Below are 16796 nucleotides of genomic sequence, written 5' to 3' on the forward strand. Positions count from 1 at the left end.
TGGCCAACATGTTCACCGTAATCACTCCGGTTCTCCTGCTCGGCATCGAGCAGGCATTGGAACACGTGGGTCAAATTTCGATGAAAACTACGTACGGCAGTGGGTCAGTTTTGCGTGCACATCAACAGCCCATTCTCAGACAGGTTGGAATTCCTTCGTCGTAAGAACAACGAGCCAGTTGCGGATGCGGTCGTGCTCACGACTTTCCATTCGAGCAAAGGGCTCGAGTGGGACCATACTGCCCTCATCCGGTTGGAGGAAAGCGTCATACCCGATGAAGGCAGTAGCGAGGCCGAGGAACGGAGATTGTTCTATGTGGCGCTCACTCGTGCGCGGCGCAACATGATCCTCTCCACCGCAAAAAAACACCCCACATCGCGCTTTGTCGTCGAAGCTGGCCTAGCTTAACTCAAGTTTTCTGCGCTTTCCGCCGTCAGAACTTGACTTCTCGAGCTAGAAGTTAGCCTTTCTGTACCAGCCACATCGATAAATACGCCATGAAGAAACACGCCCCTCGTTCGCATCAGCATGAGGCAATACGCGACGTGCTGGAGGGCTTTCAATCACACGATCGCGGGCAACTGGTGATGGCGTGCGGATCTGGAAAGACTCTGACTGCGCTGTGGATCGCCGAGGCCCTTAGGTCACGGCTTACTATTGTATTTCTCCCGTCTATCTCATTGTTGGAGCAGTTTGCCAACTCTTGGCGGGACAATGCGCGGCAGTACTTCGACGTGTTGTGCGTCTGCTCAGATGATAGTGTTGCGCGAAGCTCCGAGTCGGATGATATCTCTGTCGACACACTGCGCCTCGGCGGACTCTCCGTAACTACTGATATCGACGAGGTTGGTCGCTTTCTTTGCCTCCCGGGTCCGCGGTTGGTTTTCTCAACGTATCATTCCGCCAGTGTCGTGGCAGCTGCTCAAGCAGCTACCCCAGCGCCTCCGTTCGATTTGATGGTATGTGATGAGGCCCACCGCTGTGCCGGCCCTTCCGACTCGCCATTCGCCGTGGTTCTGGACGATCGCCGGATTCGGGCAGTCAAAAGGTTATACGCCACCGCCACCCCGCGCGTCCGTGGCGGATCGTCAACGAAGGCTACTGCACCGCACACCTTCGATATGACCAACGAGATAGTGTTTGGACCTCGCTTCCATACCCTCTCCTTCAGACGCGCTATTGACCTGGGGCTGCTCTGCGATTACCAGATCGTAGTTGTGCTTTCTGATAGCGAGGATCTGCGGAGCGTGCTTATCGAGGGCGGTAAGACGAAGCCAGCGAGCGAAACAGACCGATTGTTGGATGCCGGTCTGATCGGCGTGGTAAAAGCCCTCGACGAATTTAATCTCCGTAAGGTCATCACCTTCCACCATTCACTGAGCAAGGCCTCCCGGTTTCAACGGGACATCGGTACGGTCGCTGACACGATGCGCTCCATTGGAAAGACGAGCGTAAAAGTGGAAGCATCCTTTGTATCCGGGAAGATGAAGGCTCATGTTCGTCGTGCTTTGCTGTCGGAATTGGCATCGGCTTCCGATTCTGAGCATCGCGTCATCACAAACGCACGCTGCCTGACAGAAGGAATCGATGTGCCAAGCGTCGATGGCATCGTGTTCGTCGATCCGCGCACTAGCGAGATCGACATCGCTCAAGCCCTGGGACGCGTTCTGCGGGTCAACCCGGGAAAGTCTGTCGGTACCGTTGTCTTGCCGATTCTCGTAGGCAAGGGCGAGTCGCCAGAGGAAGTCGCTGTGAGCACGCAGTTTCGGACAATTTGGCACGTACTCGCTGCACTCAGGGCACATGACGAAGAGTTTGCTGCTGCACTGGACCGCGCCCGCTCCGCTTCTATGGCGGGGGCAACGGCAAGCGATTTTGATCCGCTAGGTAAGGTCAGATTCGTTGGCGGACGCCATACGAAAGAGATCGCAGACGTTTTACGTCCGCTTCTTGTCGACGATCTTTCTGATACGTGGGAAGCAGCGTATGAATTGGCCAGACAACGTTCGTTGCAGCGTGGGCACTGCAACGCAGCTACCGAGGAAATGTGGCCGAGTGGGTCCAGCGGCTGTTTCGCGCTCGGCCGATGGATCGCCGGGCAACGTGACTCCAGAAAGAAGGGCCACCTGACCGACGAGCGAGCGAGGCGACTGGAGTCCATTGGCATGGATTGGAGGCCCACGGATACCAAGTGGCACCTCATTTGTGATGGGCTTATTCGCTGGATGGTCGAGAACAAGAATTTCTCGGTGCCCGTTGGAAGCGTGCATGCTGATGTCCCCGTCAAAGATCTTGGTCAATGGGCATCGGTCCAGAGAAGCCATCGTCGTACCGGCCGACTTTCGGAAGACAAGATCGATAGGCTGACGAATGCCGGGTTCGTTTGGGATCCCTTGAACGATGCGTTCGAAAAGGGCTTTCGTGAGGCCGAGACCTGGGCCGAGACCCATGGCCATTGCAACGCTCCCCAGCGCTACGTTACTAGCAGTGGGTACCACTTGGGCGCTTGGATTTCTTCCCTAAGATTGTCCTACTCGAAAGGCATTCTTCCAGTTGAGCGACAACAGCGAGTCGAGGGCCTCGGTATTCTTTGGAACTTTCGCGATGCGCAATGGGAGGAAGGTTTCAATGCCGCAAAAGCGTGGGCTGACCTCAATGGGCATTGCAATCCCCCAGTTGGAACTATGTCGGAAGGCGCCGACGGCGTCGCCAGCATCAACTTGGGCTATTGGCTAGGGACACAGCGCAAAAACCATTCCGCAGGGTTGTTGGAAGCGTCCAAAGTTCGTCGCCTAGAGTCGATCGGCATGCGGTGGGGCAATCAATCGGAACGCCGCCGCAAGCGCGGCACGCCTAAGCTCATCGAATCTTCAAGCCGCAGTAGCTCTGGGACCATTCCGTCAGCTCCTCCAGCAGCTACCTTACCGTCGTCGATGATCTGGATGACACTTCATCAACGGTACGTATGTTCCTTGAGTTCCTCATTCTCCGACGCGAGGCCAGACGTATGGGTCGGAAAGCGAAATCGCGTCTCACTGATGCGGAAGGGGTCCACCGTAGCGGGCGAGTGAAGGCTCGGTAGGCAACGCTCTTTCGTAAGGACGTTTGCAGACTGGAACGGTGCGTCCAGTTGCTGCTTGAGTAACCAGTTCGACTATTGTCGAATGGTCCCGCTCAGGCCGCTGCGGGCAATTCTCGCGCCGGGCGCGAGCGCGGCCGCCAGTGATACGACAGCATCCTTTGTTTCCTCCGTTGCCAGTGGGCCGACAAGAATTTGAGCTTGGCAGAGTGCAGCGGAACTCAGACTGAGGTCTATGTGCAGTCGTTCGGGTACGGCTGTCATAAAATTGATTCCGCTGCGTGCCCACCTTCGCCGGCCTTCAAGATATGCCTCGATGTCACCGTCGAAGGGTTCGGGATGGCCAGGTGTAACTATGAGGACATATCGGTACTCCTTCTGGAATGCCCACATGTCTGACTTGTAGAACGCGATCTCGTTGCCCTCGCCCTTGAAGATCATTTCTCCGTTGTCTCCCACTTCAAACAGATGTCTTGTCGCCGAGGTCACGTCGGTAACGTATTTCACGCGCTGGCCGAAGGTCCGTCGCATCTGGACCGTTGGGGCTATGACTATGCCGGCGCTTAACATCTCTCGCAGGCTGAACGGAGCATCAAGTCGGTCCACGCCGAAACTTTCGTGCCACCGGAAGTTATGGTGGTGCCAGACGAAAGGGTTCTCTGGCAAGGAGAGGCGTACGCCTCTCATGTGATCGCCGTACATTTCCCATTGGGGAATGCTCTCGCGGTCGTCGGCGGACCAGCAACTTGCAAAAAGCCTTGTTCCGAGTGGGAAATTACCGATGCTCCGGCCTTCGGCGACGTCGTCGAACTGGTCCAAGCGGGTAAAGCGTAATGTCCGGTTCCGTAGGATAAGCTCGAGAGTATGAACCGACGTGTAGTGATGGAGCATCCGGATGGGCCAGGGTGAGGCCATTGAGGAGCGGAAGAAGAAACGCCGTCTGGGTCACCGCTAGTATCAAATTCCAACGAGCTCTTCTTTGCGCTTTAGGCGGCTATTTGCTTCGCTCTGGTTCGAGTGACGTAGACAAGGTCATTCTTCAGTTCGAAGGAGTCAATGATGCCGCATTCTTTGAGCTTGTTCAGGGCAGCTTTCAGGCGCATACGGAAGCCTGCGAGCGACTTTTCCTTGGTACCGCTCAGCTCCTTGTACTTCTCAACGGAGAGGGGTATCGGCTCGCGGTGCGTGGACAGGAAACTGTGGAGCCACAGTGCCAGCGGTGAACGCTGACCGATTTTCTTACGGTCCGCCCACTCCATGAGCGTGAAAGAATCTTGGGTAAAAAGACCGGCAATCTTTGGCTCGAGCCACACTTTCCATTTGCTCAGCGAGACGCCGTTTGAATCTCGCCATTCGAACGATCGGACCAGCGAGCCTGCATAGCCCGCCTTCCCTCCATCCGCCAATACTTTGACCTGGTTCGCGGAAAGCCGATCAAAACACTCTTGCAGATGCTTGTACTCCTGACCGTTGATGGTCCATCCCACTTCCTTGAGGAAGCTGTACGCAGTGAATTCAACGGGATCGTCCTTGGAAAGCGGTCGTTGACGAGCGAGATGGAAAATCGTGAGAAGCACGCTCATATCATCCTGGCGAAGCTCCTCGCCCGTGTAGATGATGTCGATGTTTGCGAGGGTGGTGACCTTCGTGCCCTTGTAATACTCGCGGTTGTTGTCTTTGGTCGCCGTGAAGAGTGCGCCACGAGCGAGGGGATTTGGCAGTGCCCGTTTGCTTTCTGTCCAGAACGGCAGTTCCAAGGGAATCGGCGTATTGATGACGCCGCGTGCCTTCCTCGTTGCTGCAGAAGCGATGAGCTTTTCTGTCGCGTTCAGCAGGTCCTGATTTTTGGAGACACGGCCGCCACCGGCTTGCGCGCGACCACGGCCACGTGTGGGCTCAGCTTCAGACTCGGGTACGAGCTGGAACTCTTCCTCCGGTTGTGGACTGTGGTCCATATCCTCTCCTTGACTCCGGTGCATTATGGGGGGGTGTATACGTGTGTCAAGGCGACGCTATTGGTGATTCGCCCATGATGTTTGATAGTTCACCGATGGTTTTGAAATTTTCTCTGAAAAGAGACGTAGACCCGGCTTGTGAGGTCGAAGTGCCGCTTGCGTATATGGATTAGGTAAACCGATTAAACCCTGATTAGGGAAACACGTAAGTGTTTGTTTTTAAAGAATAAAATCTTGTGGATAAGTGGCGAATGACTATTAGTAATTCACGTATACCGCTACTAGTGATTCGGCTGTGTTGCTATTAGTGGATCGCCGATCTGCTATTGATAGCTCGCCGATTGACCAAGCGTTGATCGCCGAGAAGCGGCAACTTGTGCACATCCCATGCTGCGTGGGTCGATCCAGGGTTTTTGTGCCCTACCTGTTTCGAGCAGATAGCTTGTTAGTAGCCTTCTGTACGTAAGTATTCACTCTCAATATATCGCCCAACAGAAAAGGATTTCCACGGACGTTATGCCGTTTAGCATCGCTCTACTATCAAAAGAGTGGGCTCAAACGGTGAGCTTTCGCTGAGAAGCCGGACCAAGCGGGGCGTATGGGCGACTTAATGTGACTAAAACGGCACTATTTGTAGCATTTTGCCCAGTTAGGTATTGGTAATTCAGCAATGGGTGGCGCGTTGGCTTTGATAGTTCGCCAATCCTCGATAGCGGCCGTTTGATGGTTCGCCAATGGTGCCCCCCGGCTTGATAGTTCGGCAATTGCTAGACCAGGGTATTGATAGTTCGCCCATGTGAGATGCTTTGGGCACGCCACTATTTGTGAAGCCCCCTACCCACCTGGGATTCTGCGGCCGGGACTCGGTGCGTCAAATGGAAAAGCTATCTGGTAGCTACGAGCTACCAGATAGCTTTCATCCCCGCTTGAACTTCTCTTCCAGAACCTGCACTGCGCGCTCAAGCAGAGCGCCGGCGGGCAGATTCAAATCATCAGCGAGTTTGTTGAAACGCGCGACAGTGTCGGCGGTTGCCTTGATATTGAGCTGCTGATTCCGACCTGTCGTGAAGCGTCGCTGTTTGCGCGGGGATGCAGCCGTCGCTGCTTCGACCTTAGAAGCGTCCCGGCTCAGGAAGCCATTGTCCTTGGCCACCTTGTCGATGGATTCACGATTCGGTCGCGGCTTGTCGTCCCCCGTGCGAGGGGCGAAGTCCTCGACGGAAAGATCCAACGGGTTCGCTCGGGTCATTGTGTCACCTCACTTTGCGAATGTTGCTTCGGGTCCCGGAGCATCTGAAAGACCTCGGCCGCAAAGGCTTCGGCGTTCTCGATGGCTTTTTCAACGTTTGACACTTCAGACCTACCCAGGCCGCTGAGCGTTTGTCGGTAGGAAAACATTGCCTTGAATGCGGCTCGCTCGTTCAACTCGACCTTGAATACCGGGATGTTGGCTTCGGCAAACGTCTTCCGGATGTGCGAGGTGTCACGGCTCTGGATGGCCACCGACGTACGAGTGAAGAGCACCGCGTACGGGAGTCGGTAGTCGGGCTTGTGCTTCTGGATTCCTCGCTCGTGTGCGCGGATCAGCCTGAACGCCCTGCCCGCCTGTTCTGCGTCCAGCTGCGAGCCTTGCGTCGGTACCACCACGAAGTCGGCTTCGCTGATGGCGTGAGCGACGATGGTGGCTGCTGTACCTTCGAGGTCGATAAAGACGAACGTGGATTCCCGAGCAGCTTCATCAATGCGATCTGCGATGTCCTCTTCGGTCACGTCGGACACGATTTTCATCGTCTCCGGTGCTGCGCCACCTTTCGCCCAGGTTTGAACGGGACGATTTGGGTCGGCATCGATGACTGTCACCGTGGCGCCTTTCTCAGCCACAGTAGTGGCCAGTGCCAGGCAACTGGTGGTCTTCCCAGCGCCACCCTTCGGAGAGACAAACGCGATCACCGGCATAAACGCTCCTAAGTTGGTAGCTGGTAGCTACCGGATAGATGTTAGCTGCTTGGTACCATTGTGGTATCCGGCGCACAGAGTATAGCTGATAGCTACCACGGTAGCCAAGGGAAATCGGATAGCTATCGGGTAACTTATGGCTATCCGTTTTTGGTATCTTAGGGATATCTAGAAGATATCTAATAGATAGCGTAAGGATAGCTTAAGGATAGCTGGCCCTAGTTATTGATTCATTGAATCAACACCGTTCCGTGCCCATCAGCGACGGGCTCACTAGCCTAGCCTATATAACCTGTGGAAATGGTATCTGAAAGCTACCAGATATCGATCTGTTGGGACCGTGTGCAGGGGTCCCGTACGCTTGTCTGCCGATAACGACCGTCACCACGCACGGAGCACAGAGCCTTTGAAGGCAACAGGTGCCTTTGCGATGATATCTGGTAGCTATCCGATATCCCTCGCTCGACAGCCGCCGCCGGCGGCTGATAAGGGAGTGTGCTGCAACGATCGTAGAGGAAGGAGGGTAGGGCTGCGATCAATTCAGGCTTACATTCTTATATACTGAGCGAGTCGTATCGCTGACCGCGGCTTCGTCATGCCTCGATGCGCCGCAACCACCAGCGCGGCAAGAGCGAATAGGAAGGGCTCGTTTGCGTTCATGAATTTCATGAACTAGTATGAGGTCATGGAAACGAAAACGCCGCCCCCCTCTTTCCTCGAAGAGGGCTTCACGATCAGGATTTCGGAGTCGACGTCCGAGAGACTGGACCCAATCTACGGCCCTCATGCGGGAGTGACAACGTCGCCTGCATACGTTCCGGCCGATTCGACGTCGACCGCCGCGATCGTGAAGGCCGCGTTTACGGCGGCAAGAGACGCGTATGAATCCCTACAAGGGGCTACCGAGAGGGCTCTAGCAATAGCCGAAAATGACGTTCGCCATGCCACCGGGACCCGGCTGGCAGCACACCTCAATGCAAACGTCGACGAGCGACTTGCTGCCACGGCCGTGGTGCTCGAACTATCCAATCAACCCGCTCGCGCATTGCTCGCCAGCCACCTGTATGCAAGGATCGAACAACTTCTAGGCAGTGCGCTGACGCCTCGTTCGTATTCCGAGCGCGCGATGGATGATTTGATTGTGAGCGCCGCTCAAGAAATCACCCGCGGCCAGGCCGTTACCCGAAGCGAGTTTGCTTCTTCCGACCCGCTCCAGGCTGCCCGAGATCGAGGGCGCCACCATGCTTTGGCGGAACTGCAGCGCCCAGAGAATCTCGCGCTACGTGACGCGGCGATTTACTCGGGGCGCTCCGATCGGACCATCAATGAGGCCCGCATAAAGGGGCAATTGTACGCTCTGGTCCCGCCCGGCAAGCAACGGGGCCTGCGCTATCCACAATGGCAGTTTGAAGCTAATGCGGGCCGGCTGGCCGCCGTGCTGGCGCCCTTCATCGAGGCCGGCGCCAGTTGCTGGGTCGTGCACAACTTCATGCAACGGCCGCTCGAACCGCTCGGAGGCGCACGTCCCATGGACTGGATTGTCGATGAGTCCAAGCCGATTGAGCCGGTTGTCCAGACGGTTTTAGACCGATACGTGGGCGAGCAGGGGGCAGCTTGATGCAAGCTCTGACTGCCGAGGAGTTGGGCTGCCCGTTGCCGCCTGAGGATCTGGCCGACCGTGTCATGCCGGTGAAGGAACTAGACCTCGGCACGACCCACCTCTGGCGCATCCATCGTTCCATCTACGGTCCGATTCACTACAATCGCCGCTCGAAGGGCGGACAGCCATTTCGCTTTGATGCACCGAACGACGAGTTTGGTGTGTTGTATGCATCACCAAGCTTCACAACGTGCATGGCGGAAACGGTCGTGCGGGGACGCTTTCAGGGCGGCTCGCTCCCCTTGTTGCTGGACGAAGAGGAACTGACGCAGCGGAGCATCTGCGACTTGGGTACCACGCTGGGCCGGCCCCTGCGGCTGGCGGACCTGACTCAACCGCACTTTCACCTCGGCTTGGACAATCGCGTTTTGGCGACGGAGGACTATCGCGGGCCAAACCTCTGGAGCGCCGCCATCCACCAGTCGTATCCAGACATCGATGGCATCTATTTCTATGCGCGCTACGGCAATGAGCCGAGTGTGGCGATTTTCGACCGGGCGCCGATGGTTCCGCGTGGAGAATCCGTACCCTTGGCTCGGTTCCACATGCTCTCGGTATTTCTAGACAACTACAACATCGGCATCGCGCCGCCCGCGGACCCTTGGAATGAATAGGGCACTCTTGGGCGCGGGGGATCGGCCGCGTCCAACGTGGGTAGGGCCCGTGACCGAAGAGCCCGAGGGGGAAGGCGAGGGCTGAGGACGGCAAGTCTGGCGCCAAGGCGCCACGATGGGGCGGGGGTGTGACGCACGTTACACGGTCCGCCAAGTGGACATGGACGTGTAGAGCGGAGAACAACAATGGCGTCCACGGAAGCCGATTACGACAAGGAGGCCGAAGCCTTCTACCAGCGCAACTATCGCCTGTGCTTTTCGTTCGAACAGGCCGACTTGGATAATCAGCCAACGCGCATTCTGCACGGGCCAACACCGCGGCATTGTCGATTCTGTGGGAAGGGCGCGCCAGACGTGGCTTTCCGTGATGATGCGCACGCCGTTCCCGAGTCAATCGGCAACCGCCGTCTTCTCAGTGAGTACGAATGCGACAACTGCAACCGGTCCTTCGGTTCAAGCATCGAGAACGACTTCGGGAATTGGTCGAAGCCACTTCGGCTACTGGCAGGGCGCCGCGGGAAGAAAGGCATTCCGACCTTGAAAGGCGGCGGGCCGTCTGGCTGGCGCATTGAGCGGACTGGCAACCGGTTTGAGATTATCGCGGGTGCGAACGAAGACGATCGACCATTCACGGCCAGTGAGGACCATCGCATCGTCAACCTGACATTGACCCGCGATCCGTATAGACCCATCGCCGTTCTCAAAACGTTCGTGAAGATGGCGCTGTCGGTGATGCCGGATGATGAACTCCCAAACTTCAGCGAGACGCTGGACTGGCTCATGGAGGCCCGAACAGGTGATGAGATCATTCAGGTGCCTTCAGCAGAATGGCTAGTTGCGGCGAGCACGCCTGCGAGCAGCCTTGCAATCCATCTACTGACCCGGAAGCCTGACGCACCGGATCGCGTGCCCTACGCTTTCTTGCTGCTGTCGTACGGCATGCAGCGGTTTCAGGTCAACGTCCCATGTCCCAAGCGCGACGGAGGATTAACAGTGGATGCCCCCATCGAACTGAAGCCCTTTCCTTGGCCAGATGCCGCGGAGGACGTCCTACACGCGGGCGAAATGGATCTGTCAGGGACCGATCGGGTGACGGGCGACACGATATCCGTTACCTACCAATTCGAAAACGTTGACGTCAGTGGAATGGAGCAAATACCGAGGCCGGATACCGACGATGTGCCGGATTGAACAACCAGGAGCCGGCGTCCGAGTAACGCCACCCTCATCGAAACCGCAGCCCGAAATCCGCGCGTGAACGGACTACTCTAGCCGTTGCCCTGGGGCAGTCGGCCGGCCAGTGCGCGCGCGACGTCCTCCAGTGCCTCGTGGGTGTAGCGCCGGGTGGTATTGATATCGCGGTGACGTAGCGAGCGTTGCACGTCTGTGACTGGCACGCCCGCGCGCAGCAGGTGCGTGGCATGCGAGTGCCGCAGCCAGTGGGTCGACGCGGCGCGCAGGTTCGCCGCATCGTCGGCGTGGCCGCCGGCGTCCAACCGCGTCGCCGCCGCGTCGAACACCTCGCGCACGATGGCATAGAGGCCCTGGCGCGTGCGCACCGGGCGGCCGAGCTTGCGCTGCAGTGCGAGCGCGTCGGTGAGCGGCGCCTGGCGCTGCCGGCCGCCGGCGATCGCTGGGATCACGGCCATGGTGTCGGTGGCGCGCGGCTCGGGCGACAGGCCCACCAACTGCCGGAAGCGCGCGAGTTCGCCCATCACGTTGTCGCAGGGCACCAGTTGGTCGTTGCCGCCCTTGGCCTCACGGATGCGCACGGTCCAGAACTCCCCGCTTTTTCCCCGCTGGCGCTCAAAGTCCGGCCAGGTCAGGGCCGCGACCTCGGAGGCGCGCAAGCCGGTCTGGAACAGCAGGGCGAGCAGCAGCCGGTCGCGCGCCTTGTGCAGCTGGGCCCAGAGCGTCGGCGCCGAGCGTGCCTCGATGGCATCGAACACCGCTGCCACCTGCTCGGCCTCCAGGAAGCGCCGCTGCGAGCCCGGGCCGCGCGCCGCCCGCGCCCGCGGCACCGCCTGGAACGGATTCACGCGCAGCGCCTGCACCCCCACCAGCCAGTCGAATAGGCCGCCCACGATGGTGGCGGTCTGCCGCCGCGACGCCTCCGAGAGCGGACCGCGCAACGGGCGCCAGGCCGGGCTGTCCTGCCGCGCGCGGCCGTCGCCCACGGCGTGCGGCGGCGGATCTGCGAGGAAGGCGAGGTAGCCGTTGGCATCGTCCACCTGCCAGCGGGCCAGCGGCCGCCCCAGCGCATGGGCGTACCACAGCAGGCGGTGCGCCTCGAGCGCGTACTGGGCGCGCGTGCTGGCGCGGATGCCCAGGCCCGCCGCGTACTTGCTGTCGAGCCAGGTCCGCACCAGCTGGGCGTCGGTCTGGCCTGCGGGCAGCACCGGGCTGGCCAGCGCGTTCGGCAGAGCGTCTCGCGGTGGGAGGGGGGCGGGCATGGCGGGCAGGAGGTCGTCCATGGGCGGTAGACAGGGGAAATCGGGCCGCCTAGGCGGCGACTGGTGCCCGCGAAGCCTTGCGGGAGGCGGCGTGGCGACGTGACAGGTGCAGTATAGCCAATTTCCCGATCCAGTTGTCATTATTAGGCTAATGACAAATCGTACTGTTATCGAATACTGATAATCGTACTAATAAAGGGTAGACTATCGACATCCCCGCCGCCGTCTATTTGATAGTTCGCCCATGCCCCGCACGCCCACCGCCTTTGCCGACGCCGAGCTGCTCGCCATCATCCGCGCGCTGCAGCAGCTCGACGTCGCCCACGCCGACAACCGCTCCTTCCTGCGCCGCGCCTTCGACGCGATCGACCGCATCACCGGGCGCACGTTCGGGGCCTCCGTCTACAGGCGCCTCTTGGCCGCCGCCGGCGTGGCCCGGTCGCCGAGCGGCCAGACCGTGGCCGCGGTGATCGCCGAGCGTAAGGCCGCGCCGACGGCAGGCGCAGAGGCCGAGCGCCGCGCGTTGCTCGACGAGGGCCTGCGCGGGTTCCTGCACAAGGAGATCCGCGTGGCGCTGGACGAGACCGGCGGCCTGGCCACCCTGGCCCCGCGCGCGCCCGGCGCCCGGGTCGGGGCACCGGCGGCGGCCCCGGTCCAAACGACCACAGTGACGGGGGAGGACGCCGTGGGCGAGCCGGCGGGGACGCTGGCGGCGCTGCTCACCCAGCGCGTGGCCACACTCGAAGCAGAAAACCGCCAGCTGCGCGAGCGCGCGGCCACAGCGGAGGCGGACGGCCGGGCGGCGCAGGCCGAGGTCGCGACGCTGCACGCGACGCTGGCCAGTGCGCGGGCCGCACTGGCCGACAAGGAGGCCGGCTTGGTGGCGGCACTGCAGGCGGCCACCGAGGAACTGGCGCGCATGGGCGAGCGCCAGGCGGCGGCCGAGCGGCGGCGGGCGCTGGAGACCGACAACGTGCGGCAGGCCTATCGGGCCGAGCGCGACGCGCTGTCGGGGCGGGTGGCGTTCCTCGAGGAAGAATTGAAGACGGCGCGCGCCGGTGTCGACGCCTACCGGCAGGCGCTGCGCGGCAAGGGGTGACAGCCGCCGGTCGCGGACACTGTTGTTGAGGAGTCACCCCCAATTGGGGGTTTTGATGGGGACCCCGCGGCTGCTAGAGTCGCGCGCAAGACGCCCCGTTGAGGGCGCGAGCCGCCGCCGGCCAGGCCGGACGGCCACGACGATTCTAAAACCGGGTTGGGTCCATGTTTCTACACGCTCTTGCCGGCGCGCGCGCTGCCGGCCTTGCCTTGTTCGCCGCGGCGCTCCTCGCCGCCTGCGGTTCCGACGAGAGTCCCCAGACCCCGGCCGCCACGCCGGCGGCATCGCGCCTGGTGGTCGACACCGGCAGCGCCGCACCGGTGGCCGGCGGCACGCTCACGCTCAAGGCGACCCTGCTGGCCGCCGACGGCACGGAGGTGAAGGGCGCCACCTTTGCCTGGACGTCGTCGGATCCGACCGTCGCCACCGTGTTGTCCGCCTCGGACAAGGCGCCGGCGGCCTCGGCTTCGGTGATGGCGGCTCCGGTGGGCATCTACGCCATGGTCCAGACGCTCGCGGCCGGCGTGGCCGATATCACGGCCATGGCGACGCTGGCCGATGGCACCCGCATCACCAGCGTCACGCACCTGGTGGTGCAGGCCGCGCCCGCCAAGTCCTACACCCTTGCGTTGACCCCGGCGACCGTGGCCGTGGCGGCCGGCGGCGCCGCGCAGACCGTGACCGTGGCCGTGCGACGCTCGGATGGCGTGGACGGGGCAGGGGACCTGACCCACTGGTCGTGGATGAGCGACGACGCGAGCTTCGTGGCGACGCCGGCCGCCGACGGCCGCAGTGCCCAGGTGGCCAGCCCCGCCACGGCCTACGCCGCCGGCGCGGCCACCCTGACGGCCTGCGCCGATGCCCCGGCCGGCGTAAGGCTGTGCGCGAACGCCGCGCTCTCGCGCAACGCGTCGCTGCCCCCGACCTATACGGTGGGCGGCACGGTCTCGGGTCTTGCCACAGGCAAGAGCCTGCAACTAGCCGACACCAATGGCGACACCCAGGTGGTCAACGCCAATGGCGGATTCATCATGCCGACGGCGCGGCTGAGCGCCACGGCCTATGCCGTGACCGTGGCGGCCCAGCCGGCCGGGCAGACTTGTACAGTGTCCAACGGCGCCGGGACGGTCGCGGCGGCAAACGTGGCCAACGTCGCGATCACCTGCGTGCAGGCGCAGTTCGTGGTGGTGGCCAACCAGAGCGACAGCACGCTCTCGGTCTACCGGATCGACCCGACAAACGGGCGGCTGGCCGCCGTGCCGGGTAGCCCCTTCGCCGCCGGCGGCCCGGTCAACGACCTCGCGTTCCTGGCCTCGGGGCTGACCGCCTACGGCGCGCTTAATACGAACGCCGTGACGGGTTTTTCGCTCGACCCGGCCACCGGTGCCATGGCCCCGATGCCGGGGACCAGCGCCCCGATCGCCGTGGTCGGCTCGTCGCGATCGATCGTGATCAACCCATCGGGTCAATGGCTCTACGTGAGCGGGCAGGGCAGTGCCGAATCTCATTCGATTGGGGCGGGCGGGACCCTTGCCCCGGCCAATAACACGATAGGCGGGAGCGGCTCCAACGTTTCGATGGTGATCTCTACGACGGGTCAGTATCTCTATATGGCGAACATGGTTGCCAATGTCGTCCTCAGCTTTGACTTGGGGACCTACCCGGGTAGCTTTGCTCTCGACGGGGGCAGTCTTTGGACTGGGTCGGGTCCCAACTCCCTCGCGCTGTCCCGCGATGGAAGTTTCCTGTACGCGCCCAACGTTGCGAGCAACGACGTCAGCGTCTACGGTATTGACCCGTTGTCGGGCTCGATGGCCCCCTCCAGCCTGTTTGTCACTCCTGCGCTGGCGCCGGCCGATATCGCGTTGACTCCCTCCAGGCAATTTGCGTACGTGCTTGGGAGTACGAGTAACAATATCGCGATCCATCAACTGGACCTCGGGACCGGGTCGTCCACTGCCGTGGTGGGCACGACGCCTGCCAGCACCAATGGTCGGCGGCTTCGTATTGAACCGAATGGGAAGTTCCTGTACACGCCGTCGCTCAACGGCGCCTTGTATGGGTTCGCGATCGATGGCGCGACCGGGGCGCTGACGGCGGTGCCCGGCAGCCCGTTCCCGGCTGGCAACGGCAACGTGGCCATTGCCATTGTCGAACCGAAGCCGTGAGAAAAAGCGGGCCGGCTGGCCCGCTTTCGTCACAGGTGGCTAACGCCAAGAACAACGGCGTACTCCTCATCGGTAAGTTTTTGCATTCTGGCGGCCCGCGCGGGGCCGGTGTGAGGATGTCGCTCGACCTGGCCGCCAGGGCCGGCGCATTGGACAGAGGTGACCTGCAGATCGGCGCGATCTCGGTCGCGGGCCAGGTTGACAAGCATCTGAGCGGTCGGGGAGAGGGGCACAAGGCACTCCTGTGATTGAAGAGCGCTCATTGTCGGAGGCGATTTCGGCGCAGCCGGGCAGCGTTTTCCTAGATCCTGCAGCGTCGCGCGGCCCCCATCGGCGTGGTCGGTGCACAATGCAAGGTCCAGCCAGCAATTCTTTCGACTTCGTCCATGCACCAACCTTCCGCAACAGCCCGCTATCTGTTCGACCCCATGCGGGCGGCCATCGACCGTGCCGTCGAAGAGCGCGATGCGGGTATCGCCACGCAGGCCGGCGAACAGTTCATGTCACCTGCCGGCTCGCCCATGGTCTCGCCCTATCACCGGCGGTTTGCCTACGCGTTTGAGGATGGCGCGTCGAGCGTAACCTTTACCTATGGGATGCGTAACCGGAGCACACCGTGGCGGGAAGAGGACGATCGCCACGTTTGACGGGCCGCGAGGCTATTTGTCTGTGGTTGGCAGGGCTCAAGTACACTAACGACTTTATTAAACTGGCACACTGCGGCACGCGCTCGGAGCGAGTAACGCGGTCCATCAGGGGCTTTAGGATGACCGAAACGACTGGCCAGCAGGCAACAGAACGCGAAGCCTATATCCAACGGGTCACGGCATTGATTGCCGAGGCTGCCGAATGGTGTCGCGACCATGGCCTTGAAACCGAACGTCAGCCCTATACCGTGCGTGAAGAGCGCACCGGGAGCTACGACGCTCCGGCTCTTTACGTCTCCCGGAATGGCGTGTCAGTGGCCAAAGTCATCCCGCGTGGATCGAGGATCATTGCTGCCTACGGACGAGTGGATATCGTCGGGATATTGGCGACCCAGGCTCTTCTTTACTATGTCGGCAAGGGGCCAGAATTCAAGTCCACCAGTACTGCTGGCGGCAAAACGGTAAGTACCACTACAGCTCCGATGTTACATGGTGTGGACGGCGACGGCTGGTATTGGATCGAGTCGAGCGTGCGTCGAGCGAAGCGCGTGGACGAAAGTCTGTTCCTCGATCTGCTGACGGACGTGTCCGACTATGAGTTCTGATAACCCTCTTGAGCCGGTCTACAAAGCGTTCGAAGTGGCGCGGGATAGTTTTAAGGTCGCAGTTCGAACGGTCCGCGAGCAATATGAGCCCTTCATACGTCGAACGCAATTTGTGGGAGCCACGCCGGAAGAGGCGGAAGCCGCGCTGGAGTTGGCTTCCCAACAGGCCTCCGATCTTGCCGTACTGGCGCTCTTCGCTACGTTCGAAAGATACGTAATCGAACATCTACAGGCGGCGAATGAACGGCTCGCAGCAGGACACCCTGCGGAATATTCGCGAAAACTGGCGGAGAAGTTCAAGGCGGAAGTGGAGTACTGGCGCTTCGACGATATTCTTGATCTGTTTAAACCAGAGGTAGATACCGACCTCATTGGCCAAGTAAAGCAGATCAAGCGGTACCGTGACTGGATCGCACACCGCAACTCGGGCAGGCCAGTGCCGACACAGGCCACCCCCGCGACCGCGTATGAGGTTCTCAGTAAGTTGATAGACGAAATCCGAAAAATTCACGTTTTGCCGGCGCCGGTTCCAGCTGCGTAACCGTGCACGGCGACAGTCA

General features: G+C 60.7%; 15 protein-coding genes and 1 pseudogene. 11 read left to right on the top strand and 5 right to left on the bottom strand.

The features are described 5' to 3' along the window. Positions 1 to 120: 120 nt before the first annotated feature. Together F7R19_RS27600 and F7R19_RS27605 are read left to right on the top strand one after the other, a co-directional pair. Positions 121 to 408: pseudogene (locus tag F7R19_RS27600) on the top strand (3'-5' exonuclease); the annotation flags it as partial. Between the two features lie 89 nt (positions 409 to 497). Next, positions 498 to 3071 (top strand): DEAD/DEAH box helicase, encoded by a 2574-nt coding sequence (locus F7R19_RS27605; RefSeq protein WP_150982763.1) that lies wholly within the window; start codon positions 498 to 500, stop codon positions 3069 to 3071. Positions 3072 to 3154: 83 nt separating this feature from the next. Here the strand turns inward: F7R19_RS27605 and F7R19_RS27610 are convergent, their stop codons facing one another. The 4 genes from F7R19_RS27610 to F7R19_RS27625 form a co-directional block, all read right to left on the bottom strand. Then, positions 3155 to 3898, bottom strand: coding sequence for a hypothetical protein (locus F7R19_RS27610; RefSeq protein WP_150982765.1), 744 nt, complete (start codon positions 3896 to 3898; stop codon positions 3155 to 3157). Positions 3899 to 4065: 167 nt separating this feature from the next. After that, positions 4066 to 5034, bottom strand: coding sequence for a plasmid replication initiator TrfA (gene trfA / locus F7R19_RS27615; protein WP_170292667.1), 969 nt, complete (start codon positions 5032 to 5034; stop codon positions 4066 to 4068). 916 nt (positions 5035 to 5950) lie between these two features. Then, positions 5951 to 6283: a stability/partitioning determinant gene (locus F7R19_RS27620; RefSeq protein WP_150982769.1), complete on the bottom strand. Its 333-nt coding sequence runs from the start codon at positions 6281 to 6283 to the stop codon at positions 5951 to 5953. Beyond that, positions 6280 to 6990 (bottom strand): ParA family protein, encoded by a 711-nt coding sequence (locus F7R19_RS27625; protein ID WP_150982771.1) that lies wholly within the window; start codon positions 6988 to 6990, stop codon positions 6280 to 6282. The genes F7R19_RS27620 and F7R19_RS27625 overlap by 4 nt, the downstream gene beginning before the upstream one ends. Before the next feature lie 685 nt (positions 6991 to 7675). Here F7R19_RS27625 and F7R19_RS30350 point away from each other — a divergent pair. From F7R19_RS30350 to F7R19_RS27640, 3 genes are all read left to right on the top strand, one after another. Then, positions 7676 to 8608: a hypothetical protein gene (locus tag F7R19_RS30350; protein ID WP_223506414.1), complete on the top strand. Its 933-nt coding sequence runs from the start codon at positions 7676 to 7678 to the stop codon at positions 8606 to 8608. Then, positions 8608 to 9264, top strand: coding sequence for an RES family NAD+ phosphorylase (locus F7R19_RS27635; RefSeq protein ID WP_150982773.1), 657 nt, complete (start codon positions 8608 to 8610; stop codon positions 9262 to 9264). Before F7R19_RS30350 ends, F7R19_RS27635 begins: the two co-directional genes overlap by 1 nt. 186 nt (positions 9265 to 9450) lie before the next feature. Continuing rightward, positions 9451 to 10455 carry an HNH endonuclease gene (locus tag F7R19_RS27640; RefSeq protein ID WP_150982775.1) on the top strand — a complete coding sequence of 335 codons (1005 nt, stop codon included), beginning with the start codon at positions 9451 to 9453 and terminating at the stop codon, positions 10453 to 10455. Between the two features lie 77 nt (positions 10456 to 10532). Here F7R19_RS27640 and F7R19_RS27645 read toward each other — a convergent pair whose 3' ends face one another. Then, complete coding sequence (locus tag F7R19_RS27645; RefSeq protein ID WP_150982776.1) at positions 10533 to 11738, bottom strand: tyrosine-type recombinase/integrase; 1206 nt, start codon at positions 11736 to 11738, stop codon at positions 10533 to 10535. Positions 11739 to 11961: 223 nt separating this feature from the next. On the opposite strand from F7R19_RS27645, the gene F7R19_RS27650 reads away from it, so the two are divergent. The 6 genes from F7R19_RS27650 (at position 11962) to F7R19_RS27675 (ending at position 16777) form a co-directional block, all read left to right on the top strand. Beyond that, positions 11962 to 12816, top strand: coding sequence for a cell envelope biogenesis protein TolA (locus F7R19_RS27650; protein ID WP_150982778.1), 855 nt, complete (start codon positions 11962 to 11964; stop codon positions 12814 to 12816). Between the two features lie 164 nt (positions 12817 to 12980). Further along, entirely contained in the window at positions 12981 to 14984 is a 2004-nt protein-coding gene (locus F7R19_RS27655; RefSeq protein ID WP_150982780.1) for a lactonase family protein, read from the top strand. Positions 14985 to 15100: 116 nt separating this feature from the next. Further along, entirely contained in the window at positions 15101 to 15232 is a 132-nt protein-coding gene (locus F7R19_RS30540) for a hypothetical protein (protein WP_263289989.1), read from the top strand. Between the two features lie 138 nt (positions 15233 to 15370). Further along, entirely contained in the window at positions 15371 to 15631 is a 261-nt protein-coding gene (locus tag F7R19_RS27665; RefSeq protein ID WP_150982784.1) for a hypothetical protein, read from the top strand. 119 nt (positions 15632 to 15750) lie between these two features. Further along, complete coding sequence (locus F7R19_RS27670) at positions 15751 to 16236, top strand: hypothetical protein (protein WP_150982786.1); 486 nt, start codon at positions 15751 to 15753, stop codon at positions 16234 to 16236. Continuing rightward, positions 16226 to 16777 (top strand): hypothetical protein, encoded by a 552-nt coding sequence (locus F7R19_RS27675; RefSeq protein ID WP_150982788.1) that lies wholly within the window; start codon positions 16226 to 16228, stop codon positions 16775 to 16777. The genes F7R19_RS27670 and F7R19_RS27675 overlap by 11 nt, the downstream gene beginning before the upstream one ends. Positions 16778 to 16796 lie beyond the last annotated feature (19 nt).

The organism is Cupriavidus pauculus (assembly GCF_008801835.1).
In the GTDB taxonomy this organism is placed as follows: domain Bacteria; phylum Pseudomonadota; class Gammaproteobacteria; order Burkholderiales; family Burkholderiaceae; genus Cupriavidus; species Cupriavidus pauculus.